The organism is Polluticoccus soli, from assembly GCF_029269745.1.
GTDB lineage: Bacteria > Bacteroidota > Bacteroidia > Chitinophagales > Chitinophagaceae > Polluticoccus > Polluticoccus soli.
Map to the genome: position 1 here is coordinate 1,895,520 of NZ_JARJHT010000001.1, position 21,961 is coordinate 1,917,480.

Annotated in this window: 20 protein-coding genes; 10 read left to right on the forward strand and 10 right to left on the reverse strand. The window is 48.1% G+C overall.

Translation table 11 applies throughout. The annotated features are described in order from the left end of the window. The first annotated feature begins 60 nt into the window (after positions 1 to 60). The 5 genes from P2W83_RS08290 (at position 61) to P2W83_RS08310 (ending at position 6,134) form a co-directional block, all read left to right on the forward strand. The gene (locus P2W83_RS08290) at positions 61 to 312 is read left to right on the forward strand and encodes a hypothetical protein (RefSeq protein ID WP_276133249.1); all 252 of its coding nucleotides are present in this window, start codon (positions 61 to 63) and stop codon (positions 310 to 312) included. Positions 313 to 399: 87 nt separating this feature from the next. Next, on the forward strand, positions 400 to 1,302 hold the full coding sequence (locus tag P2W83_RS08295) for a PstS family phosphate ABC transporter substrate-binding protein (RefSeq protein ID WP_276133250.1): 903 nt from the start codon (positions 400 to 402) through the stop codon (positions 1,300 to 1,302). A gap of 67 nt (positions 1,303 to 1,369) precedes the next feature. Continuing rightward, complete coding sequence (locus P2W83_RS08300) at positions 1,370 to 2,941, forward strand: tetratricopeptide repeat protein (RefSeq protein WP_276133251.1); 1,572 nt, start codon at positions 1,370 to 1,372, stop codon at positions 2,939 to 2,941. A 130-nt stretch (positions 2,942 to 3,071) separates the two neighbouring features. Then, positions 3,072 to 3,788: a ferredoxin--NADP reductase gene (locus P2W83_RS08305; RefSeq protein WP_276133252.1), complete on the forward strand. Its 717-nt coding sequence runs from the start codon at positions 3,072 to 3,074 to the stop codon at positions 3,786 to 3,788. A gap of 108 nt (positions 3,789 to 3,896) precedes the next feature. Continuing rightward, a complete protein-coding gene (locus tag P2W83_RS08310) occupies positions 3,897 to 6,134 on the forward strand; it encodes a bifunctional alpha,alpha-trehalose-phosphate synthase (UDP-forming)/trehalose-phosphatase (RefSeq protein ID WP_276133253.1) in 2,238 nt (745 codons plus the stop codon). A gap of 68 nt (positions 6,135 to 6,202) precedes the next feature. On the opposite strand, the gene P2W83_RS08315 is transcribed toward P2W83_RS08310, so the two are convergent. The 7 genes from P2W83_RS08315 to P2W83_RS08345 all read right to left on the reverse strand — a co-directional run bounded on the left by P2W83_RS08315 (position 6,203) and on the right by P2W83_RS08345 (position 14,296). Next, complete coding sequence (locus tag P2W83_RS08315; RefSeq protein WP_276133254.1) at positions 6,203 to 7,981, reverse strand: glycoside hydrolase family 15 protein; 1,779 nt, start codon at positions 7,979 to 7,981, stop codon at positions 6,203 to 6,205. Positions 7,982 to 8,037: 56 nt separating this feature from the next. After that, positions 8,038 to 9,096, reverse strand: a complete 1,059-nt coding sequence (locus tag P2W83_RS08320; protein ID WP_276133255.1) for a beta-ketoacyl synthase chain length factor — start codon at positions 9,094 to 9,096, stop codon at positions 8,038 to 8,040. Between the two features lies 1 nt (position 9,097). Next, positions 9,098 to 10,294 (reverse strand): beta-ketoacyl-[acyl-carrier-protein] synthase family protein, encoded by a 1,197-nt coding sequence (locus tag P2W83_RS08325; protein WP_276133256.1) that lies wholly within the window; start codon positions 10,292 to 10,294, stop codon positions 9,098 to 9,100. A gap of 243 nt (positions 10,295 to 10,537) precedes the next feature. After that, positions 10,538 to 11,149: a hypothetical protein gene (locus tag P2W83_RS08330; protein WP_276133257.1), complete on the reverse strand. Its 612-nt coding sequence runs from the start codon at positions 11,147 to 11,149 to the stop codon at positions 10,538 to 10,540. Between the two features lie 31 nt (positions 11,150 to 11,180). Further along, entirely contained in the window at positions 11,181 to 12,422 is a 1,242-nt protein-coding gene (locus P2W83_RS08335) for an NAD(P)/FAD-dependent oxidoreductase (protein ID WP_276133258.1), read from the reverse strand. 38 nt (positions 12,423 to 12,460) lie between these two features. Then, a complete protein-coding gene (locus P2W83_RS08340; protein ID WP_276133259.1) occupies positions 12,461 to 13,549 on the reverse strand; it encodes an SAM-dependent methyltransferase in 1,089 nt (362 codons plus the stop codon). 186 nt (positions 13,550 to 13,735) lie between these two features. Next, on the reverse strand, positions 13,736 to 14,296 hold the full coding sequence (locus P2W83_RS08345; RefSeq protein ID WP_276133260.1) for a Crp/Fnr family transcriptional regulator: 561 nt from the start codon (positions 14,294 to 14,296) through the stop codon (positions 13,736 to 13,738). A 131-nt stretch (positions 14,297 to 14,427) separates the two neighbouring features. Here P2W83_RS08345 and P2W83_RS08350 point away from each other — a divergent pair, with 131 nt between their 5' ends. Together P2W83_RS08350 and P2W83_RS08355 are read left to right on the forward strand one after the other, a co-directional pair. Further along, positions 14,428 to 15,006, forward strand: a complete 579-nt coding sequence (locus P2W83_RS08350; RefSeq protein ID WP_276133261.1) for a YceI family protein — start codon at positions 14,428 to 14,430, stop codon at positions 15,004 to 15,006. Next, positions 15,006 to 15,398, forward strand: a complete 393-nt coding sequence (locus P2W83_RS08355) for a hypothetical protein (RefSeq protein WP_276133262.1) — start codon at positions 15,006 to 15,008, stop codon at positions 15,396 to 15,398. Before P2W83_RS08350 ends, P2W83_RS08355 begins: the two co-directional genes overlap by 1 nt. Positions 15,399 to 15,450: 52 nt before the next feature. On the opposite strand, the gene P2W83_RS08360 is transcribed toward P2W83_RS08355, so the two are convergent. Next, complete coding sequence (locus P2W83_RS08360; RefSeq protein ID WP_276133263.1) at positions 15,451 to 15,840, reverse strand: c-type cytochrome; 390 nt, start codon at positions 15,838 to 15,840, stop codon at positions 15,451 to 15,453. Between the two features lie 2 nt (positions 15,841 to 15,842). Then, on the reverse strand, positions 15,843 to 17,072 hold the full coding sequence (lepB, locus tag P2W83_RS08365; RefSeq protein WP_276133264.1) for a signal peptidase I: 1,230 nt from the start codon (positions 17,070 to 17,072) through the stop codon (positions 15,843 to 15,845). Between the two features lie 166 nt (positions 17,073 to 17,238). Here lepB and P2W83_RS08370 point away from each other — a divergent pair, with 166 nt between their 5' ends. Beyond that, complete coding sequence (locus tag P2W83_RS08370) at positions 17,239 to 18,621, forward strand: FAD-dependent oxidoreductase (RefSeq protein ID WP_276133265.1); 1,383 nt, start codon at positions 17,239 to 17,241, stop codon at positions 18,619 to 18,621. Then, positions 18,608 to 20,317: a single-stranded-DNA-specific exonuclease RecJ gene (gene recJ, locus P2W83_RS08375; RefSeq protein WP_276133266.1), complete on the forward strand. Its 1,710-nt coding sequence runs from the start codon at positions 18,608 to 18,610 to the stop codon at positions 20,315 to 20,317. The genes P2W83_RS08370 and recJ overlap by 14 nt, the downstream gene beginning before the upstream one ends. Positions 20,318 to 20,698: 381 nt before the next feature. Here the strand turns inward: recJ and P2W83_RS08380 are convergent, their stop codons facing one another. Beyond that, positions 20,699 to 21,229, reverse strand: coding sequence for a DUF1772 domain-containing protein (locus tag P2W83_RS08380; protein WP_276133267.1), 531 nt, complete (start codon positions 21,227 to 21,229; stop codon positions 20,699 to 20,701). 46 nt (positions 21,230 to 21,275) lie between these two features. On the opposite strand from P2W83_RS08380, the gene P2W83_RS08385 reads away from it, so the two are divergent. Next, complete coding sequence (locus P2W83_RS08385; RefSeq protein WP_276133268.1) at positions 21,276 to 21,848, forward strand: Crp/Fnr family transcriptional regulator; 573 nt, start codon at positions 21,276 to 21,278, stop codon at positions 21,846 to 21,848. The last annotated feature ends 113 nt before the right edge of the window (positions 21,849 to 21,961 follow it).

Below are 21,961 nucleotides of genomic sequence, written 5' to 3' on the forward strand. Positions count from 1 at the left end.
TTTGCAACCGCTAATAACAGCTTAATGAATTCCGAAGAAAGAAACAGCTCCAGCCGGAGCATGCAGCAATTTAGGGCCTCGTTGCACATTGGTATGGGTGTATTTTACATTGTGGCCGGTGCGTTGGTATTGTATGTCAAACACTTTGGTGCTATGGAGTTGCCCTCCGCACTTGCCTATAGCCTCGGTGCGCTGATGCTGGTTTATGGCGTCTTCAGGATATGGCGTGGCGTGATGGATATGCGTCATCTGCCGAAGCGCGATATGAACCGGGACTTTCCCAGCCTCAGCAATAAGAAGAGTGAGAATTGACAGTAAAATGACGTGCTGTTAATTTAATGTTACAATAGAAAATTTCACCATTCGTTATTGAAAATAATGAGTAAAATTGCAGCCCCGATGGGAAGGCTTTATAAGATATTACCCGTAGTTCTCGCTCTTCATTTATCTGCTTGCACCGATAATGAAAAGAATAAACCTACTGATACGCTGACAACCGGTAACATAGAGATATCAGTTGACGAAACATATAAGCCCATCATTGAAGAACACCTCAAGGTTTTCGACAGCAGTTTTCCTGATGGACATATCACAGCGCATTACAAGCCCGAGTCTGAATGTATCAAAGACTTCATGGATGGTAAGGCGAGGCTGATATTGGTAACAAGAGATCTTTCGAAAAATGAGCGCGAGGTACTCGAGGCAAATAAAGTAGTGGCTACTGCGCTGCCCGTTGCTAAAGATGCCGTTGCCGTGATACTAAATAAAGACGTGGTGGACACGATGCTTGACGTAAGTGCCATACGCGGTATACTCACCGGTGTTTACTCGAAGAAATACACCGTAGTGTTCGATCACCAGGGCTCCAGCACTGTAAGGTATATGATGGACTCACTGATACCAGGCGAGAAACTGGGTTCCGGTGTGTTTGCTGCTAAAAGTAACGAAGAAGTGATAGCTTATGTGGCAAAGAACCCGGATGCGATCGGTTTCATTGGCGTGAGTTATGTAAGTGATTTTTCAGACCCCGAGGGTCTGGCATTCATCAACAACGTAAAGATCGCGTCGATATGGCACGACTCGCTACGCGAAGCCTTCAAACCCTACCAGGCTTACATAGCGCAGGGATCATACCCGATGACGCGCAGCCTGTACTACATTAACCGCGAAACATACCCCGGTCTTGGAACCGGTTTTGCCAACTTCCTTTCAAAAGAAAGAGGACAACTGATATTTAAACAAGCAAGATTATTCCCGCTGCGTAGCAACATAGTATTGAGAGAGGCAGAGGTAAATCGTTAAACCTTAACAATAATTAACTATCTATAGTATACATATTGCATTACCGATTAAAAGTATGATTACAACAATGAAAAAACAGGTCTTAATGATGGCTGCAGTAGCGTTCACCGTTTCAGTGAGTGCGCAGTCGTTACAGGAAGGGATCAAGATGTACCACTACGAGCGCTATGAAAGTGCAAAGAAACAACTTACAACTCTTGCGGCAACTGACCCGGTGGCCAACTACTACCTGGGCCTTTCCGAATTGAAGAGTGGTAATGTTGACAACGCAGCTACGATCTTCTCTAAATATCCGGAGAACTACGCAAATATTGCAGGTACTGCGATGGTAAACTTTGCAAAAGGTAAAACATCAGAAGGTACCCAGATAGCACAGGGCCTTGCTGCGAAAGCAAAAAAGAAAGAATGGGAACAGTTGAAATTTGCAGCAGATGCGATCACCAACTCTCCTAACAGCAATAAACAACTGGCGATAGATTGGTACAAAGAAGTGTTGGCCCGTAATGGCAACAACGCAACTTCTGAACTGCTGATCGCTATGGGTGATGCTTACCAGGAAATACCAGGTGGCGGTGGCCAGGCACAAACCAGCTACGAAAAAGCTTCTGAAAAAGATGCTAAGAACTCACTGGCATTTTCTCGCCAGGGTAAGCTGTGGTACGATGCCCGCAACTACGATCTCGCACTGGGCACATGGAAAAAGGCTAGCGATGCTGATCCTGAAAACCCGCTACCTTACCGCGACCTCGCACAGGCTTATGCAGCTTCAGGTAAATATGACCTGGCACTGCAGAACGTAGAGAAATACTACGAGCGTTCTGATAAAACACTGGCAGATAAAGCAAGTTATGCTGACATCCTGTTCCTGTCTAAAAACTACGACAGGGCGGCGCAAATGGCGCAGGAGATCATCAATGCCGGTATGAACACACCACGTGTTTATGGTCTGCTCGGCTTTGCCCAGTACAACATGAAAGACTCTCTTTCTAAAGTAAATGCTATTAAGAATACCCGCGTGTATATCGAGAAGTACGACAAAAAAGTACCTGCTTCAGATTACATCACCTTTGGTAGGATGTTCCTGACCACAAACCAGCCCGACTCAGCAGAAGTATACTTCAACAAAGCGCTGGCTTTGGATACAACTGGTGCTGCTAAGATCGGTACGTATCGTGAGATCGCTGAAGCTTTCCGTGTTGGCAAGAACTGGAAGAAATCGGCTGAATGGTATACAAAGGTTATTGCGCTTCCTGAGGCCAATGCTACAGACTACTTCTGGGCAGGTGCCATGTACTACTACGACAATAACTACGCTGATGCAGGTAAGATGTTTGAGACAATGGAAACAAAATTCCCTGATCAACCATCAGCTACTTACTGGCGCGGTCGTGTAGCAGCAGCTATCGATAACGAAGCTAAGGAAGGTAAAGCCGAAGCTTTCTACACAAAATGGTTGGATAAAGTTGGCCCGACTTATGACAAGAAAGCTGACCTGATGCAAGCATATCAATACCTGTTCCTGCTGTCTTACAACAAGAACGATAAGGATGCGATGAAAAAATATCGTGACCTGATCCTTGCCATCGATCCCAAAAATGAGCTGGTAAAGCAAATAGATGCTGCAGCGAAGAAATCGTAATAATGTGTCAATGTATAGAAGCCGCCTTCGGGCGGCTTTTTTATTGCCTATAATGTTTGATTATGTGCGCTTTGGCAAATCAAGTGGCAGAATACTGCGTCCCGCATTGGTATTTGTGTAACTTTATTGCATGATCCCCGAATGGCAAAAAGGAATTGTTCGTAGCATAGAAGATGCAACGTATAACACCAGGCGTTACTGGATCGAGTTGCCGGGAACACAACGCTTTGATTTTAAGCCCGGCCAGTTCGTTACAATTGACCTGCCTATACACGAGCAGCGTAACAAACGTTGGCGCAGCTACAGCATTGCTTCAGCACCCGATGGTGGCAATGTCATTGAGCTGGTGATCGTACTGGTAGATGGCGGTTCAGGCAGCACTTATTTTTTTGAGCAGGTTAAGGTGGGGACGGAGCTGACGCTGCGTGGTCCTCATGGTGTGTTTGTTTTACCGGAGCCCATTGAGAAAGAGCTGTTCATGATCTGCACCGGAACCGGCATTGCGCCTTTCCGCAGCATGCTGCACTATATTCATGAAAACAAGCTGACATATTCAAAACTGCACCTCATTTTTGGCACGCGCACGCAGAAGGACTTGTTGTATGCCGACGAAATGCATGGATTTGAAAAGCTGCTTCCGTCATTCACTTATTATCCAACATTATCCAGGGAAGAGTGGGATGGCCTGAGAGGGTATGTTCATTCAGTGTATGAAGCGCTCTGCGAAAAAAAGCCTGACGCAGATTTTATGTTGTGCGGCTGGCGCAATATGATCGACGAAGCGAAGCATCGCATCCTGGACCTTGGCTACGATAAAAAGGCCATTCACCTGGAGCTGTATGGTTAAGCCATAACAGCTTTGCACATTATCCTAAATTTATTAAGAATCAGCACGTTTGAGCTCTTCGGATGGCATACTCTTTTTAGGGTATACTGTCCAATGTGTTGATCTGCTATGGAAATAAATAAGAGGGTAATTATTGTGTCTAATCGCTTGCCTGTGAAGATCAAGGAGCAGGACGGCGAGATGACCTATCACACCAGCGAAGGCGGACTGGCTACCGGGTTAGCCAGTATATATAAACAAAACAATAACTTATGGATAGGATGGCCCGGCGCGATAGTGGAAGACCGGGTCAAAACCAAGGTTGAAGAAGACCTGCAGCAAAAAAACCTGCTGCCGATCTTTTTGACGCAGCAGGAGATCAATGAGTTCTACGAAGGTTTCTCGAACGAGACCATCTGGCCGCTGTTCCATTATTTCCCCACTTATACAACGTACAATCCCCAATACTGGGAAAGCTATAAAGCAGTCAACCAAAAGTTTGCCGATGCAATATTAAAAGTTGCATCGAAAGACGATGTAATATGGATACACGACTACCAGTTGATGTTGGTGCCGCAAATGGTGCGCGACGTGCTGCCTGAAGTAAGTATCGGGTTCTTTCAACACATTCCGTTCCCGTCTTACGAGATCTTCAGGATACTACCCTGGCGCAAAGAATTGCTGCAAGGTGTTCTCGGCGCCGACGTACTGGGTTTCCATACCTACGACGATGTCCGCCACTTTCTGAGTGCCACCACGCGCATCCTTAATATAGATGGTATGGCCAACGAGCTGACCATCGGTAACCGTAAAGTGGCAGTGGATGCGTTCCCGATAAGTATCGATTATAAGAAATACCGCCAGATAGCGGAAGATAATATAACAAGACGCAACGAGCGCAAACTCAAACAGCTCATCAATCATAACAAGCTGGTGATCTCGATAGATAGGCTGGATTACAGCAAGGGTATTATTCACCGCCTGCGTGCTTATGAACTGTTCCTGCAAAAGCATCCTGAGTTACGAGGTAAAGTAACTATGATACAACTCGTTGTACCATCACGCGACAATGTGCCTCAGTACAAAGAGCTGAAAGAAGAAATGAACAGGATGGTGAGTGAGATAAATGGCCGCTTCAGCACACTGGGCTGGCAACCGATACAGCACTTCTATCGTTCATTCCCAATACACCTGCTCTCCGCGCTATATAAAGCTGCAGACGTTGCATTGGTAACACCCATGCGCGATGGGATGAACCTGGTGAGTAAAGAATACATCGCCAGCAAGATAGACCAGAAAGGAGTACTGGTGCTGAGCGAAACGGCCGGCGCATCGCGAGAGCTGTCTGACGCTGTTCTCGTGAATCCGAATGACATCTGGGAGTTTTCTGATAAAATATACAGCGCACTCAATATGCCTGAAGACGAACAGAAACGCCGTATGGCTGCCATGCAGCAAACCGTTGCCCGTTTCGACATCTTCAACTGGGTGAACAACTTTATGGATAAGCTGGCGGAAGTGAAGGCGCAGCAACAGGCTATGTACACTCGCCGCATCAATACCTCTATACAGCAAAAGATAGGCATACGCTACTATTACGGCCAGAAGCGACTCATCTTCCTGGATTATGATGGTACGCTGGTGCCTTTCCATAACCAGGTAGACGCCGCGATACCTGATAAAGATTTGCTGAGCATTCTGAAGAAGTTGAGCGAAGATCCGCACAATACTGTGGTTATTACCAGCGGCCGCGATTACAACACGCTGCAGGCATGGCTGGGGCATCTGCCATTGGATATGATAGCTGAACACGGTGCCTGGTACCGAGATCATGGTAAAGAATGGCGTAGCCGTCGCGATCTGAATAACGAATGGCGACATGAGATACACCGTGTAATGGATATGTACGCTCGTCGTACTCCTGGTGCATTCATTGAAGAAAAAAGCTTTTCGCTGGCATGGCACTACCGTAAGGTGGAAGAAGGCCTTGGCTCGCTGCGTGCGCACGAGCTGATGGCGGATATCAAACACTTTGTATCCGACCAGGGTCTGCAATTGCTGCAAGGCGATAAAGTAATAGAGATAAAAAGTATCACCGTAAACAAAGGCAAGGCTGCCAAACGCTGGCTGGAAAAAGACGATTACGATTTTGTGATGGCAATAGGCGATGACTATACCGATGAAGATACCTTCAAGGCTATGCCCGATGACGCGATCACGATCAAAGTAGGGAATAATGTTTCGGCAGCTACTTATTTTATGAGTTCGTACGCCGAAGTGCGCGCACTGCTGCATGAACTGTATATGGCCGAAAACATAGGCGACCAGCTACGCCGGGATGCCGGCATACTTAAAGAAGCGAGTTGACGTAGATGACAGATAAAAATGAAAGGCGCTGCAATTGCGGCGCCTTTATATTTTCAGAATAATTCTCTTTATAGAAATCCCGGTCTGTCGAGTTTCTTGGCAATACGATAAGCAGCGTTCATCAAACCCACGTGGCTATATGCCTGCGGAAAATTGCCCCACTGGCTGCCATCCGTTGCATCAACATCTTCACTAAGCAGTCCAAGGTGGTTGGTGAATTTCATCAGGCTGTTGAAATGCTCGATGGCTTCCTTAACACGGCCAACGCAAGCCAACGCCTCAACATACCAGAACGCAGTGATCAGGAAAGTAGTTTGCGGCTTGCCGAAATCGTCTTTGTGTAGGTATCGGTAAAACAGTCCGTGGTCTGCTTTCAGCTCTGCTTCTACGGCAGCAAGGTGGTCGCGCGCACGTTCCGAATGCGGATCGAGGTAGTGCATCATGATCAGCTGCAGCGTACTCGCATCCAGGTTTTTGGTGCCTATTGCTTGTGTATACACCTTGCGTTCAGGGTCGTAGCAAGCTTCTATCTTGTCTTTGGCTTTTTCGCGCAGGTCGTGTGCACGGTTAAGCAAATGTTCATCGCCTATGTGTCGAGCCATTTTCATAGCTGCCATGCAACCCGCCCACTGGAACAGGTTAGTATAACAGTGCTCCTGCGTAAAATGCCTGAACTCCCAGATGCCTGCATCAGGCTCATCTATTGTATGCTCTATCTTCTCCAGTATATCGCTGATCCATTTGGATGAATCATGACGCTCTTCGAAGATAAAGCGACGGTCAGTGTATAGCGGGAGCAATGAAAGCAATACTTGTCCGTACGTATCGTTCTGTATATGCTCCACTGCTTGGTTGCCCACGCGCACTGGTTTGTTGCCTTTGTAACCGTCAAGGTCTACAATAACCTCTACAAAGTCTGCCGTACCGGTGATCTTATACAACGGGTTATACCTACCATCTTCTTTCACCGCGACGTTTGCTATAAACTGGAAGTATTGTTCAGCTTCTTCGAAGTGACCGATATTGTTGAAGGCGTTCAAAATGTAATAAGCATCACGCAGCCAGCAGTAGCGGTAATCCCATGTACGTCCGCTGCCGTCAAACTCGGGCAGGCTGGTGGTGCTGGCGGCTATGATGGCACCAGTGTCTTCGTACTGGTGTATTTTCAGTGCCAGCGACGAACGTATCACCTGTTGCTGGTACATGTTGCCAATACCGGTATTCTTTATCCAGTGTCTCCAGTACGATACGGTGCGCATCAGGAAATCTTCGCAGGTAGTGATCAGTGGTGCCTCGAGAGGCAGGCCATAAGTCAGCACGAGGTATTTAGGCTCATTCAGCACGAAATACTGGCCGTTCATGATGTTGTTGAGCGATACATTCGAGGTTAGTCTCAAGGGGCGCTCCAAACCCGTAAACTCTATATGATTGCTGCCCTGTGTTGCGTCTACCCTCCGTTCACCATATTCGCCTACCGGCCTGCAAACCATCTTGATCCTCGGGTAGCCTACTACGGGTTCTACCTTGCGTATCACCATTAGCGGACGGAAGTAACGTTCATATAACTGGAACCTCGGTGCAAAATCGGTGATCCTGTATGTGCCGTCAGCGCATTCTACCTCGGTGGTCAGTACATTGGTGTTTTCGATATAGCGTTGTGTGGAAGAAAATTCACCTTCAGGGAGTATTGAAAATTCACCGCCTTTCTCCTTATCCAGCAGCCCACCAAAGATGAAACTGCTGTCAAACTTAGGCCAGCAAAGCCACGAGATGTTGGTGTCCTTGGAAACATGCGCCAGGTAGGCACAGTTGCCTATGATACCCGACTCATAAATATGTGCTTGCATATCAGCTGATTAGCGTAATCTAAAATCAGGACAGCAAAAAAAGGATGCCAGCTTTCTTACCTCAGCACCGAAATGTGCCAAAAACTGTAATAGTGTACGTAATTGTTGATCAGCAAAATGTTCTCCAGCTTCTTAGGCGCATGGTTTAGCACCATTGATTCAGGAAGATGATTTTGGTCTGCTGCGTGCATGATCATACCGAGGCCTAACGCACTCGCGGTGCCATATTCGCCTGACAAATGTTTGAATGCTGCCTGGCTGTTTTTGGCAAAAGTGGATTGTTGCAGCTTTTTGTAAAAAAGGGATGTTCGCTCATCGCCGCTTATGCCCAGCATTACGAGGTCGATGTCTTCCAGTTTTATGCTATTGCGGGATATGAACTCATTTACCTTATTCAACGCAACGGTTATGTCTTTGGTGACAAAAGCCGAAATGTCTTTGACGTGCAGGTTAAGGCCTTGCGGTCTTGTATCGGTTACGGTAAAAAACGCTACGCCTTCGCCGGCTATGCTGCCGGTTTCAGCACTTGCAAGTAATTCGGATGGGTTAGAATTTTCTACCCGGTATACTTTCGCATGTTGCAATACGGCCTGGCTGGTGTCAGTGAGTTCGTCGATGCCGCCTACCAGCATTTTTTCGCCGGGGTGTTCCCCCAGGTACAACTGCGCATTGATCATCGCATGCTCGAACGAATGACCGCGTTGTACATAAGTAAGGTTATGACCATTGCATCCTGTAAGCATGGCTATCGTGCCTGCAACAGTATTGTGTGTAGATTGTATAAAGGCGGTAGGCGTAAGCATTTGTTCGCCCTGCGAGACCATCTTTCGCAAAAAGTTGTCGGTATCCTCGAGGCAACCCATAGCCGTTCCCACTGAGATAGCATCAGGGCGTTCGATACCGCTTTGTTTCATACACTCCTTGGCCGCGGCAATTCCCATACGTACTGCTTTGCCCATCCTGCGCAGTTGCATAGGCGGTATTTCGCCTGTATAGTCAGGTTCTATGGCCAGTATCTTATCCGTCTCCTCGTTGCGTACAGCATTAGGAAAACCTTCAGTCCTGTTGTTGCCTGCTGCGCTGATAATACCCGTGCCTTTCAGATACAGATCCATGCTAGCTTTTTGAAAAAACGAGAGATGAACAATTGCCGCCAAACCCAAAAGAATTAGACAGCACGTGATTTATATCCTGTCCGGTCTGTAGTTCAGTTACAGGCTTCCAGCCGATGTCTTCCATTTGTGTTTGCCAACGCAGGTTGGGGTATATGATGCCATCGCGAATAGCGATGTAACTAAATACCGCTTCAACGGCGCCCGCGGCTCCGAGTGTATGCCCGGTATACGCTTTGGTCGATGATGCCTTTGGCAGGTATCCATCAAACACGGCTTCTATTGCCTTTCCTTCAGAGCTGTCGTTATTAGCAGTGCCTGTGCCGTGCAGGTTGATGTAGTCTATGTCCTTTGGCGAGATGCCTGCGGTTTTCATCGCATTCTGCATCGCCAGCTTGTTGCCGGTACCTTCAGGCGAAGAGGCCGTCTGGTGGTAAGCATCATTATTGTTTGCGTAACCGCTGACCGTGCACACTGCCGTAGCACCACATTGCTTCATGGCCTTTTCACTCATCATCACGATGTAGGCTGCGCCTTCGCCAAGGTTCAGACCGCGCCTGTTATTGTCAAATGGCTGGCAGGGTTGCCTGTCTAGTATCATCAGCGTATTAAAACCATTCAGTGTAAAGCGTGAAAGGCTGTCGGCACCACCGGCTACGGCAACATCTATCATACCGTTCTGAATCATTTGCGCGGCCATCATGATGCTGTTGGCTGATGAAGAACACGCAGTGCTCACGGTGGTCATGAAATCATTGAAGCCAAAAAGCGCAGCTACGATCTCTGTTACCGCGCCACATTCATGATTCTCCAGCTTAGAGAAATCAACATCGTTTCGGTCTTTCTGAAACTGGCCATAATAATTCTCGGTCAGGTCCATACCGCCAACGGTATTGGCAGAGAAGAATCCTACACGCAACCCCTGCACCTTGTCTTTGAACGGAGCCCAGGCTTCTTTTACAGCAACGGCGCTCAGCAATGCTGTACGTGGCCATTGCTCGCCAGCTCCTGTAAGTGCGGCAAGTTCTTTATTGGAAAGTTTTACCTCTGCGACGGGTATCTCGTCGCGCCAGTGTGTTTGAAGGAATTCCGGTTTGCCGATGTTGCTGCGTCCTTCTACCAGCGACGCTTTACACGACTCAGTATCATTACCGATAGCAGTGATGATACCGGTACCAACAACATAGGCTTTTGCTCTCATCGAATGTACGTGGTGGTTTTAGATGCGAAGATAACATCTGAAACCGGTGCTTTTTTTCGGTTGTCTGATCGTCCGTCTGCGGTTCCTCTTGGGGCAGGTTCTTCATCTGCCTGGGGGCAATTTGCAGGGACGGTCAATAAAAATACTGTTTCCTGTTCACGTACATGGTCCAACTTCTGGCGTACAGCTCTCAAACGCCAGGGTTTGATCAGTTGCAGTCTTGTGTGCTCCAAATCTGTTGTTTTAGCGTTTATATATTTCCTGCATTGCAGCTGCAGAAAACTCAATGCCTTGCTTTCCTTTTTCTATCCAAAACATGCAAACATCATTGACATTTGCTGTTGCATCTACCCAGCCGCAAAGACATGCATCCATGCCCCTGTTATTGAGTAGATCGTTCACCCAGAACTGCAGTTCGCCTGTGTCGAATGTATCGCTTACCAGGCAAAGCTGCTCGCCCTTGAAACCATGCCTGATGCAAATCTCGCCAAGCATGATGTTAGGTAAGGTGTACACAAATAACGCAGGACTCGGAATAGTGGCCAAACTTTGCAGATATTTTTTATCCACATCTAAACACCCGTGCGACGTCATGAGCACGACTGCAACTTTGGTTTTATCCAGTCCTTCATACAAGAAACCTTGTTCGGAAGAAAGAAGAAATTCGGCACCGAGCCAGGCCCATTTACAGAGTATATCCATCTTGAAAAACTTGAGATAGTTATACTGCTGTTGCTGGTAGAACAGTGCGGGATCCACAGGGCCTGATGGCTGATCAAAGGTTAGCACCGGAACATTGTTCCGGTGTGCTAACTCATTGTTAATGTGTGTCCAGTGACTGATGGCCAGGTTCAAATGCTATAGATTTTTTCAGCGCAAACAGGAATTACATGGAAGTTTTTGTAGCTGTCAGGTAGCGCGAAAGTGTTCTGATATTTTTCTCGTGGTTTTTCACGAATGGATTGCTTTCATCCCATACATAACCGGCCAGTACCGAGCATATCTGCGACATGATCTCAGGGTTCCTGTTCTCGGCAAAAAATATGTTGAAAAGTGTTCCGTCGTACCATCCGTTCACATAGGTGCGGAATACGTCTACACCTGTCATCATCTTCTTCATGTAGTCATTCTCCCAATCAGGTTGTTCGCCGTTCAACTGGCGTACTACCATGTTGGCAGCAAGTTGCGCGCTCACTGATGCCAGTGTAACACCCGAAGAGAATACAGGATCTAGGAATTCTGTTACGTTGCCGGTAAGCACAAAGCCTTTACCGTAGAAAGTTGAAGTAGTAGCGCTCCAGCTTTGCAGTGATCTTGGTTCGCCCCAAACCATCTCCGATTCATCGAAGCGTACTGCCAGTTCAGGTTGTGCATTGAGCAGCGCCCTGAATTGTTCTTTTATATCGCCCGGAAATTTCTCGAAGAATTCAGGATCGCCCACGTAGCCAACCGATGTGTTGCCATTAGAGAATGGGATCACCCATATCCACGTTTTAGGATCGTGAACGAAAACAGTAATGCGGTTAGGTTCAACAGCCTCGCTACGTTTGGGGTCTGTCATGTGACAGAACACCGTTTTGCGCGGAGACTGTGTAGATGGTTTGTCGAGGCCAAACAGGCGCGGTATCACGCGGCCATAACCGCTCCCATCTACAATGAATTTAGCTTGTATCGTTTCTTCTTTACCATCCTTTACAACAGTAGTAATAGAATGATCGTCGAATATCTTGATGTCGGTTACTTCAGTTTCGTAATGTAATGGAATGCCCATTTTTTCACATTCATCTGCGAGCACTTTATCAAACTCTGAACGGGGCACCTGCCATGTCCAGTTCCACCCCGGGGTAAACTGCTGATTGAAATTGAAATCGCAGACCTGGTCGCCCATCACGAACTTGGCGCCATCTTTTTGCTGAAACTTTTTTGCTTTCACCGCGTCGAGGAATTTTGCTTCTTCGAGCGCTTCCATGCAGCGCGGCAGCAGGCTTTCTCCGATCACAAAACGTGGGAACAATTGCTTTTCTACTATTTGGACATCCAGTCCCTTCTGGTGCATAATAGATGCGGCAATAGTGCCCGAAGGGCCCGCGCCGATCACTAACACGTCTACTTGCTTCTTGATACTCATAAAAAATGATACGTTACGGAGTAACTATAATGTGTGGTTTATTTTTTTCTTAACTCGAGGATAGTGTGGCTCAGTCCGACATTGTCTGTGATGTTCACAACTTCAAAACCTGCCTGGTCTATCAGTTTTGAGAACAATTCATACGCATACATCTGGCTGTTGCCGTTTGCCATGGTGGTAAAGTATAGCGAGGTCATTTGCAGGCTGAATGCCGATGCTTCGAAACGCTGGCGGTCCCAGAAAGTTTCGTTGATGAACACGCGGCCATCAGGACCCAGTGCGCGGTGGCACTTGCCCAAAATAGAAATTACCTGGTGTTCTGCAAAGCAATCCAGGAACTGACTCATCCATATCACATCGTAGCCGGTGGGGAGATCGGATTTTTCGTCCAGCATATCTACCGCGAAGAATTTAGCGCGGTCGCTATAACCGGCATCGGCAACTATCTGTTTGGCCACATTCAACTGCACCTGCAGATCTACCAATCCTATTTCCACATCGCTATCATAACCCAGGCAGGCCAGCGTGAACTTGCCAGTATTCGCACCGATGTCCATCACCTTTTTAGTAGGCTGCGAAAATATCAGCGGCATTGCTACCGGGAAGGCATTATCTGAATAGTAATGATCGAAATCGAACCAGCTGGTTTTAGCTGGATCTTTCATGATCGAGAGGCCCTGGTAAATAGTTGACCAATCGCCGAGGTGACGCAGACCCGCTGGTCTTCCTTCTTTAAGAGACGCTTCAAGATCCTGCGCACCGTCGTAACACACATCGCGCATGAAATCTGTGTTGATACGCGTCATCGGGTCGTTCAGGAAGAAGTGCCCGGTCTTTGCGAGGAAAAATTTGTCCTCGTTACGGAATACAAGACCAATACCCAGCCCCGCTTCTAATAGTACGCGTACTGCATACTCAGACATATTTACCTGTTTGGCAAGATCGGCCACAGCGCTGCCCTGGCGGTTTTGTTCTACCAGGTTTAGGATATTACTATCGCGCAATATGATGGATGCCTGGAACACATAAGGTGCAAATGCAATGAACTGCGCCATCGATATGGCTTCAAGCGCCGGTTTCTTGTCGGTTGAAAACAATGGAGCTTTTTGGGTCTGGGTCTCTACCATAAAATAGTTCTAAGGGCTCCAAAAATAAGGAAGTACAAGCGGTTTAGGTACAGTTTAAGGTTTTAGATATGTACTTATTTTAGAGGATTTTAATATGCATTTATTTCCTCTTTATCTAAGGTCAAGGCTAAGCCAATTTAGGAGAAATGGGGTAAGTCGAAGACCGCGATTAGCGACTGGATCACCTCATGGTTTTTTTGCTAACTCACTGCGCACTTTGCTCAGTGCTTCAGGCGTGACACCAAGATAGGAAGCGATCATTTTTTGCGGTACGCGCTGCACGATATCTGGATATGTTTCAATAAAATCAAGGTAGCGTTCCTGCAACGTGGCGCTCATTAGCATGATTATTCTCTTCTGAAGCACATAATTTCTTTTGAGAAGCCTCATTATTGCATTGTGATTATGTTCATTAAACTGTGAGAAAAGCTCACTATTGAAAACCTCCACCTCGGAATCTTCGAGAGCGTCGATAAACAGCTCTGCGGGCTTATCATGAATATGCGCACCGATATCGGTAATTATCCAGCCTTCGGGTGCAAACATGAAAACATGTTCTTTTCCTTTTTCATCTATTGCATAGCTTCTAAGGCAACCGCTTCTTACAAAATAGGCTTTTCCAACTTTTTCTCCTTTTCGGAGCAATATCTGGCCTTTCGATACCTGTTTTGTTGTCACATTTGACTTTAACTTCTGCAACATATCTGCAGATAGTCCTTCAGGAAAATTGTCAAAAATTGAAGGCATTTGTAATGAATAATTCAAACGAAGATAGGCCGTTTCTTAATCTACATTAATGCAGATTGTTTAGGTCCTTTTGACCTTTGCATTGTCACTGCATACCAAAGGGAGGCAAAAACAACGACAGCATTTATAGAATGTTGATCAATACAAATTGTCAATTATCAGAAACAATCAAATCAATGAAAAATTTAAAATCAATTGCAGCAGCATTCGTCATTCTGGTTGCGTCGGCTTTCACAACTGCCAATTCCATCAACTGGAAAATAGCAGATGGCTATTCCATAAAATTTACAAGTAAAGATCCGTCCGGGGTATTCACAAAATTTCGCGGGGATATAGTTTTTGATGAACATAACCTCAGCGCTTCAAAATTTGATGTAGCCGTTGATGTTTCTTCTATCAACACCGGTAACGGCATGAAGAATAAAAAAGCGAAAGGCGAAACATTCTTCGACGTTGAAAGGTATCCTGAGATAAAATTTACTTCCAACAAATTTTCTAAAGCTGTGGCTGGTTACGAGGTAAAAGGAATATTAGACATGCATGGAGTAAAGAAAGAAATTACGATCCCCTTTACATTTATCAATAACACCTTTGCCGGGAGCTTTGTAGTTAATAGGCTTGACTATAACGTGGGACCTGAAAAAGGAATGGCGGGACACGCCGCGAAAGAATTGAAGATCGAAATTTCAGTACCTGTAACTAAGCAGTAATGAAAAAGGTATTTGCACATGGCGTGATCGCGGGGGTATTGGCAGCGCTAGCGGGCGGGATTTACCTGACCATTTACAAGAATACCCTCGAGGTCTCGTTCGACCAGATCGTCAATATTCCCTCAATTGCAGGAAGCTGCGTGTTCGCTACTATGTTAATTGCGGGCGGATATGCTGTCTTATTAAAAACCAACAAGCTGAGATTTTCAGGATGGTATAACGTAGCAGTTGCCGTTATTTCATTTGCGACAATAATCGGCCCAATTAGCATGAGTTTACCATTGGATATTGAAAGTCCTGAAATGTTTCCTGGGCTGATCGTACCAATGCATTTTTTTCCTGCACTGGCATATTTTACAATTGCCCCGCTCTTCAACTACCCTAAAGCCTAACGGCGGCCACTATCTAAAAAACAAGGGGCGCATTTAGCGGCCCCTTGTTTTTTTATTGTGCTCCGGAGTTGATGTACTCCAGTACTTGGTCTATGTCTTTATCTGTAAGATGCGGCATCGGCGTCATCATTGCATAATTCCATTCCTTTGCCACTTGCACTGCACGTGGGTCGCCGGCGTTGATCATCTCCTGGGAGCTGCGCACAAAAGCTCTGAAACGTGTAGTATCGTTATCCCAGCGGGCCAGCGCACCTTCCAGCTTCGGACCGATCTTATCGGCCTTTACGGTATGGCACTGCGCGCAGTTGTTGATGAATATTTGTTCGCCGGCACTTACCATTGTTTCCGCGGGAGTTTCAGTTATTGCCCCTGTAGTGTTTTCACTATTGCCGCAGGATGCTAGTACTAATGCTGATAAAATAATACCTATCGCTTGTTTCATAACTATTCGCTTAAAGTAGTAACACCACGGAACAGGCGGCTCCAGCGGATGCCGTGTGGGCCATAGCTCAGCCATACGAACCATGCCTTGCCTACCACGTGGTCTTCAGGCACAAAACCCCAGTAGCGCGAGTCGGCCGAGTTGTGGCGGTTGTCACCCATCATCCAGTAGTAATCCATTTTAAACGTGTACACATTGGTAGGTGTACCGTTGATAACAAACTGGCCGCTTTGCTCTTCGAGCTTGTTGCCTTCGTAGTTGGCAATAATGCGACGATACAGCGCGATATTCTGTGGCGTCAGCATGATGCTCGAACCCTTTTTCGGGATAGTGATCGGTCCGTAGTTATCGCGGTTCCATTTGAAGTTAGCCGTATCGTGCGGGTATACCCACTCAGCCGGATTAGGTGATGTCTCGCCCGGTTTGTTCAGGTAAGGCTCAACAGCAGCCACCTGCGGTTGTTTCTTGATAAAGGCAACTTCTGCAGGATCAAGCGTAAATACAAACACACCATTGCCTACAACGATCGGTTGGTCGATCTCGTTATCGTCCAGTATATCGGTAGGTATTGGTTGGCCATTGGTGCGTACAACATACGATGTTTGCGAATGCGGGAATTGCTGACCGGGTTTGTCATTTACATATACAACGCCGTTGCGCACTTCCAGTTTATCGCCCGGGATACCCACGCAACGTTTGATGTAGTTCTCTTTCTTGTCAACAGGGCGCGTCATGATGGTGTACATGCCATGCACCTGCTCGCGGCCATAAGCGCGCACCAGTGTGTAATAATCCACTTCCTGCTGCACTTCCATGGCTACAGTGTCACCGGCAGGGTAGTTGAATACCACGATGTCGTTGCGCTCTACCTTGCCGAAGCCCGGCAGGCGGCGGTATTTCCACTGTACGGATTCGCTGTATGACTTGCCACCGGTAACAGGCATAGTGTTATGCACCAGCGGCACGGCCAGTGGCGTCATAGGTATGCGTGGCCCGTAAGACATTTTGCTAACGAACAGGTAGTCGTTGATCAACAGGCTGCCCTCCATCGATCCCGTTGGGATGGTATAAGCCTCGATAAAGAAAGTACGTATGATAGTAGCAGCTACGATGGCGAAGACAGCTGCATCCAGCCACTCGCGGGCAACCGATTTTTTCTTTTTCTTCTTGACCTCAGTGGTCGTAGTGGTAGTGGTGGTCGTTTTTTTGTTGTTCCAGAATGCTAGCCGCATGAAATTGGTATATAAAGCACCAAAAGTAACAAAACCAACACCATTTTATTATAGAAACGGTTTAGTATGTAAGTTTTTAACATTATTGATTCCTGTCAGTACGTGGACAAACAGCTCCGGGCAAGTCGCCTCAATTTCTTTACTTTGCCTGCAAATTATTGATTACATGGCTCGTTCAGTTACCATATTAGGAGCAGGTCTTGTTGGCTCTTTGCTGGCTATCATCTTACGCAAACGCGGTTACGACGTTACTATATATGAGCGTCGACCGGATATGCGTTCTAATAAGATAGCAGCCGGCCGCTCCATCAACTTGGCCATGAGCGCCCGTGGCTGGAAAGCTCTCGACCTCGCCGGCCTACGCGCCGACCTGGAAAGCATCGCTATACCGATGTACGGCCGCTACCTGCACCAGGCCGATGGCAGCTCTGCTTTTCAGCAATATGGTAAGAACAACGAAGCTATCTATTCAGTAAGCCGCGGTGAACTGAACAAAAAACTCATGACCCTGGCTGAGCGCGAAGGCGCAACCATTCACTTCGAGCACCGTTGTACGAAAGTAGATGTACACGACAACCGCCTGCACTTTCAAAAGCTGGATGGTACTGAACTGTCCGTACTAGCCGACTTATTGTTTGGTGCAGATGGAGCTTTCTCTGCATTGCGTAGCAGCTATGTAGGCATGGAGCGCGTAAACGCTTCGCAGCAATACCTGGAGCATGGCTACAAAGAGCTGAGCATACCACCGGACGCGGCAGGCAAGATCCAGATGGAGCAACACGCCCTGCACATCTGGCCGCGCAAGAACTTTATGATGATCGCGCTGCCGAATACGGATGGTACGTTCACCTGCACGCTGTTCTTCCCATTCTCTGGTCCGGTGTCATTTGAGAAACTGACCACGAAAGACGAAGTACTGGCGTTCTTCAAAGAGCAATTCCCCGATGCGGTGCCGATGATGCCGACGCTGCTGGATGATTTCTTTAATAATCCAACGTCTTCACTCATCACCACGCACATCTTCCCATGGCACCATAGCGACAAGAGTGCGCTGATCGGCGACGCGGCCCATGCCATCGTTCCTTTCTATGGACAAGGCATGAACGCAGGCTTTGAAGACTGTACCATCCTTGCCGGACTGATGGACCAGCACGGCGACAACTGGGATGTCATATTAAAAGCATACGAGCAAAAAAGAAAACCGAACGGCGATGCGGTTGCGCAGCTCGCACTCCTTAACTTTGTAGAGATGCGCGACAAGGTAGCCGATCCTAATTTCCTCGAGCGTAAAAAGATCGAAAAGGAATTAGGCAAACGTTACCCCGACCGTTTCATCTCTGTTTACGAGATGGTATCGTTTAGCCATACACCCTATAATACTGCCTTGAGCTGCATACGTGCGCAGGATCAATTGTTGCAGAACATCATGAACGAAGGAAACTTTTTTGACAACATAGAACAACAACAGTTCTGCAACCGCCTCGATGCGTGGATGAACGACTACCATCACGCGGTGCAACAACTGGATTTCGGAAATGGCGCAAACTAAACGCTGGACTTTAAAACCAGCGGACGAAGCATACATAAAGCAACTGTCCGACAGCCTGCATATACACCCTGCACTGTGCCGGATACTTGCTGTGCGCGGCATTGCCGGTTTCGATTCAGCTAAAAGTTTTTTCCGCCCCGAACTTAGCCACCTGCACGACCCCTTCCTGATGAAAGGAATGGAGACCGCGGTAACCCGCATCTCCGAAGCCATGGAGTGGCATGAGCGCATCATGATCTATGGCGACTATGATGTGGATGGCACCACTGCCGTGGCCGTTGTTTACTCTTTCCTCAGAAAGAACTATAAAGGAGAACTCTCCTATTATATACCGCACCGTTACCGCGAAGGTTATGGTGTCAGTAAAGCAGGCATCGACCATGCGCATGCAAATGGTTACACCCTGCTCATTACGCTCGACTGTGGTATCAAATCCGTAGAGCTGATACAGTATGCGCAATCGCTGGGCATTGATGTGATCGTGTGCGACCACCACACGCCTGACGCAATGCTGCCCCCTGCAAAGGCCATACTCAACCCCAAGCAGAGCGACTGTAAATACCCTTATAAAGAACTTTCCGGTGCGGGCATTGGCTTTAAGCTGATAACCGCGCTGTGCTTAAAATGGGGCAAGCCGCTCGAGGACGCTTATGAATACCTCGACCTGGTTGCAACCAGCATAGCTGCCGACATAGTACCGATAGATGGCGAGAACCGCGTGCTGGCCTTTTACGGCCTGAAGCGCGTCAACGAAAACCCGTCTCCCGGCATACGTACACTGAAGGCGTTGGCCCAGGTAAACCGCAACCTCTCCATCTCCGACCTCGTGTTTGTTATCGGTCCGCGGGTGAATGCCGCCGGACGTATGGACGACGCCCGTAAGGCCGTTGACCTGTTCATAGAAACCGATACTGAAAAATTGACCGCCCTTGCCGAAGCACTGCAAAGCGATAACTTCGATCGTAAGGAAGTAGATAAGAACATCACCGAAGAAGCCCTTGCCATCATACAAGGCGATACCGCCATGGCTGCCCGCAAGAGCACCGTGCTCTACCAGAGCCATTGGCACAAAGGCGTAGTAGGCATCGTGGCCAGCAGGCTTATCGATCATTACTACCGTCCCACTATCATACTCACGCTGAGCAATGATAAAGTGACCGGCTCCGCACGTTCGGTGAGTGGCTTCAATATATACGAAGCCGTGCACGAATGCCGCGACCTGCTGGACAACTACGGTGGTCACTTCTATGCTGCGGGTATGACCCTGCACCCCGACCGCGTAGCTGCTTTTGTTGACCGTTTTGAACAAGTTGTAGCCGGCAAGATCACAGAGGCCATGCTGATACCGGAAATAGAGATAGACGCCGAGATCAGCCTGCGCGATGTGCGCCCGGCGTTCCATAAGATCATCAAGCAGTTTGAGCCTTTTGGTCCGGCCAATATGAAGCCTATCTTCCTCACCAAGCGCGTGTACGACTACCAGGGCCACAGCCGCATAGTGAAAGACCTGCACATCAAATTCGTAGTGCATCAGCAAAGCGGAGTAGTGATGGACGGCATCGGCTTCAACCTTGCCGATAAATTCGACATCGTTCAAAAAGGCCCGTTCGATATCCTCTACAACATCGACGAGAACGAATTCAACGGCATCACCAAGCTACAGATAAGGGTAGTGGATATAAGACCCGCGCAGTAACAATACCCCTAAATCCCCTAAAGGGGGCTTCCCCCACTAAACGTCATTGCGAGAGAGTATTTGTGAATGCAAATACGGCCGAAGCAATCTAGCCACGCGTTATGCATCGACATTCTTCGCTGAACAAATGTTCGTGTCTGACTCAGGCAACGAAAGCTTGTGGCATGTTGAGCCGAATTCCCGAACCCTGAACGGTGCCATCGCCGTGAGAGTTCCATCGAAATTCCATCGCTTGGACAATTACCTTCATCACCTACGCTACCCCCAAACCCCCTAAAGGGGGCTTTCGGACTTTTATTGTTTTCTCTTTTCCTGAAGTCCCCTTTAGGCAGACCTTGAAATAATTGTCAAAACTGCCGGGGGATTTAGGGGTTTCGGTTACTACCCCCACACCAACCCCACCAACAACGCCCCCAACCCCGACACAGTAATAACACCACGTATCTCGATCAACCGCAGCCACTGAACCCGTAAATCCTCCCAGTTCGAAAAGTCCCCTTTAGGGGGTTTAGGGGTTAAGGCTGCCAAGTTCACCATCCTGTTAATCGGCTCATTCCCTTTCAGCGCCAACACTACATCAACCACCAGGCACAGCATGGCTATGACCGATGTAATAAACACCCAGCTCCCCGGCTGCCGTGCCGAAACCGCCACCATGACCGTGCTCAGCGCCAGGCAACTGTAGTAAACCACCTTCCAGCGCTGTTGCATCAGCCCGTCTACCGCGCGGCGCTGCTCCAGGAAGTTGGTGATGCTCACATTCCTCAGCGCCCCGCTCAGTATGATCAGGTAAAAAATAAACTGGCTGGCCACTATCGTGTAGCTGACCAACTGCAGCAGGCGGAGGGTTTTAATTATCGTCATAAATTCATTTGTTTTATGGCTGCAAAGAAACCAGCATGTCCGCTGCAAAATCTTGACGCAGGTCAATATTTTTGATCAACCGCAACCACCCGCTATGCTCGACAATCTGTACAGCTATATAACCAGCCAGGTGCCCCTGACCGACGAGGCCTGGCACGACATGCAAAGCATACTGGCGCCGCGGCAGCTGCGCAAGAAAGAGCATTTCCTGCGGCAGGATGAAGTGTGCAAATACCTTGGCTTCATTACCGAGGGTTATGTGCGGCTATATTATTTGGTAGATGGCGTGGAGGTGACCAAAGACTTCAACTTCGAGAACTGGTTTTGTGGCTCGCTGGCCAGCTTTAGCCTGCAGCAGCCCTCGCGGTTCAACATAGTGGCTATGGAGCCCGTAACCCTGCTGCAAACCAGCCGCGACAACTTTTACCGCACCATAGACAAACACCCCGCGCTGCAAAAGCTGGCGCGCCTGCACCTCGAGCGCATGTTCATCTACAACGAGCAGCGCGAAACCACCTTCCTGCTCGACACGCCCGAACAGCGCTACCGCGACCTGCTCTCCCGCCAGCCCGGCATACTGCAGCGCATACCCCTCAAGTACATCGCGTCCTATCTCGGCATAGCCCCCGAAACCCTCAGCCGCATCAGGGCAGGGAGTATGGGGTAAAAGTTATTTCCCCTCCTTCTTTTAAGGAGGGGCGCAGGGGTGGTTGCTGGGGCGTGCGCAGCCATGTGCGAAAGCGGGGGATGTTTGTTGAGGCCAGCACTGTCGCCCAATCA